The sequence below is a fragment of the Treponema socranskii subsp. socranskii VPI DR56BR1116 = ATCC 35536 genome (genome assembly GCF_000468115.1).
GTDB classification, from domain to species: domain Bacteria; phylum Spirochaetota; class Spirochaetia; order Treponematales; family Treponemataceae; genus Treponema_D; species Treponema_D socranskii.
Genome location: NZ_AVQI01000078.1, coordinates 1 through 1,630, shown reverse-complemented (window position 1 = coordinate 1,630; position 1,630 = coordinate 1). Strand labels below are relative to the sequence as shown.

Below are 1,630 nucleotides of genomic sequence, written 5' to 3'. Positions count from 1 at the left end.
TACCGATAGCGGCCGGCGTTTTGCTGTTTGCCGCAGCGCTCGTTTTTACAGGCTGCTCGAACGGCAGCGATTCGGGAGGCAGCACGCCGCCCCTGCCCAAGCACGCCATAACCTTCGGCGTGGAAGGCGGGAACGGTACGCTCAAAGCGACAGTCGGCGGCACCGAAATCAATTCGGGCGATACGGTGGAACAGGGCAAAATCGTCGAGTTTACCGCAACGGCGGGCAACCCCGCAACGCACAACGTTGACTTTTGGACGGTAAGCACCGGTGCCTTTGAAACGGGAACGGGAGGAAGCGGCAGCACGAGCGCAAAGATAAAAGTAGCGCAGCCGGTAACCGTAACGGTAAAGTTTAAGCCTGTAGGCACGCCGCCGACAAAGTACAACGTAACTTTCGGCGTAAGCGGCACGGGCGGCACGCTCAAAGCCGAAGTTGACGGCGCCGAAGTCCATTCGCCCTATCAAGCGGAACGGAATAAGGTGATTGTCTTTACCGCAGCACCAGTAAACGAATACTACGCGGTAGAAAAATGGACGGATGGCGGAACCGACATCGCAGGAGAAACGAACGCAACATACAATCACACGGTAACGGCGGACGCCGACATCGCCGTACATTTTAAAACCGCCCCCGTTGACGTGTATGTTACCGGAACAAGCGGCGGCAAAGCTTATGTGTGGAAAAACGGCGTGCCCACTCAACTGAACGCACACGAAGCTGCGCCCAATGCAGTCTTTCCGAAGGCAATATGCGCACAGGGAAAAGACGTGTACGTTGCAGGCTACGAAACCAATGGTGCGCCCCGTCCGCTCGCATGGAAAAAAGACGGCACCTTATACTGGATCAGTACAATCCGTGACAGTGATGCGCTTGATATCGCCTCTCATAACGGAAAGCTATTTGCGGTAGGCTATACATATCAGAATTACAACAATAAAGGTGCAAGCCTTACCGACATCAGCGATCCTGCAAATCCCGTCCTATCCTTTTTGCGCGAAATGGATTCCTCGATAATCATTGCGATCGCCCGGTCTCTGTGCGCCGGTACGGGAGAGTTGTACGTAGCAGGTACTAAACGGATAGGCAGTAACGATACCGTCTGTTTATGGACAAAGCCTGATGTAGGCGAGGTGAGCGAACTGGAATTGGGTCTTGAAGGCGCCGACGCTTCTTACGGCGTGTGTACGGCAGGAGCTTCGGTCTATGTTGCAGGGGGACACCTTTGGAAGGTAGACGGCACAACCTTTATTCCAATTACTATTCCCGGCGGCAAAAAGGGTTATAAATTGTGCGCTTCGGAAGGTACAGTCTATGCTGCAGGACAGACTACGGACGGTAAAGCTGCTATATGGAAAATCGAAGGTGCAAGCGCTTCGCTGTATGCAACGCTTTCAACAAACGTCGGTAATGTATATGCGCTGTGCGCTGCCGGAGGCGACCTGTATGCCGCAGGTTTTTATCAAGACACCGACTACAAACGGAAACCCATGTGGTGGCACATCGCAGCAGGCGGCACCCTTACCGAACACAAGCTCGGCATCGACGAAGGCGAAACGCTCGGCATTTGCGTTGCACCGCAGGAATAAAGGATAATAATTGAGCACCGCCCAAACCTCCGGTTTGGGGA

Annotated in this window: 1 protein-coding gene; it reads left to right on the top strand. The window is 54.0% G+C overall.

The annotated features are described in order from the left end of the window. The first annotated feature begins 5 nt into the window (after window positions 1-5). Entirely contained in the window at window positions 6-1,589 is a 1,584-nt protein-coding gene (locus HMPREF0860_RS13940) for a hypothetical protein (RefSeq protein WP_038081568.1), read from the top strand. The last annotated feature ends 41 nt before the right edge of the window (window positions 1,590-1,630 follow it).